Origin of the sequence: Rhodococcus sp. 14C212 (assembly GCF_011058195.1) — a bacterium.
In the GTDB taxonomy this organism is placed as follows: Bacteria; Actinomycetota; Actinomycetes; order Mycobacteriales; family Mycobacteriaceae; genus Rhodococcus; species Rhodococcus aetherivorans.
The window spans coordinates 1-752 of record NZ_JAALEH010000226.1 but is presented as its reverse complement, the minus strand read 5'-3'; the positions used below and the strand labels follow the sequence as shown (position 1 = coordinate 752).

Genomic DNA, 752 nt, shown 5'->3' with positions numbered 1-752 from the left:
CTGGGGTTCGCTGGTGGCGTTCGCCAAGCTGCAGGAGCTGCTGAACAAGAACCTCGAACGCCGCCTCGTCGGCGCGGCCAAGGCCTTCCAGCTGGCGAACATCGTGCTCGCGCTCGCGGCGATCGCGATCGCCGTGTACATCGGTCTCGCGGCCGATCCGGCCAACGATCCCACCTCGGCGCTGTGGATCGTGGCGCTGCTCGTCGTGGCCGGGCTGATGGGCCTGTTCGTGGTGCTGCCGATCGGCGGCGCCGACATGCCCGTGGTGATCTCGCTGCTCAACGCCCTGACCGGCCTGTCGGCCGCGGCCGCCGGTCTGGCGCTGAACAACCAGGCGATGATCGTCGCCGGCATGATCGTCGGTGCGTCGGGTTCGATCCTGACCAACCTGATGGCCAAGGCGATGAACCGGTCCATCCCGGCGATCGTGTTCGGCTCGTTCGGCGGCGACGGCGGTGCCGGCGCCGGTCCGGCCGGGGCGGGTGGCACCGTCAAGGCCACCTCCGCCTCCGATGCCGCGATCCAGATGGCCTACGCCAACCAGGTGATCGTGGTGCCCGGCTACGGCCTGGCCGTGGCGCAGGCGCAGCACGCGGTCAAGGAGATGGCGTCGCTGCTCGAGGAGAAGGGCGTGGAGGTCAAGTACGCCATCCACCCGGTCGCCGGCCGGATGCCCGGGCACATGAACGTCCTCCTCGCCGAGGCCGAGGTGCCCTACGAGGCGCTCAAGGAGATGGACGACATCAACGGCG

General features: G+C 69.7%; 1 protein-coding gene. It reads left to right on the top strand.

Features of this window, described 5'->3' with window-relative positions; genetic code table 11:
* On the top strand, positions 1 to 752 hold a 752-nt coding region (locus G6038_RS30820; RefSeq protein WP_165042715.1), incomplete at both ends, for an NAD(P)(+) transhydrogenase (Re/Si-specific) subunit beta.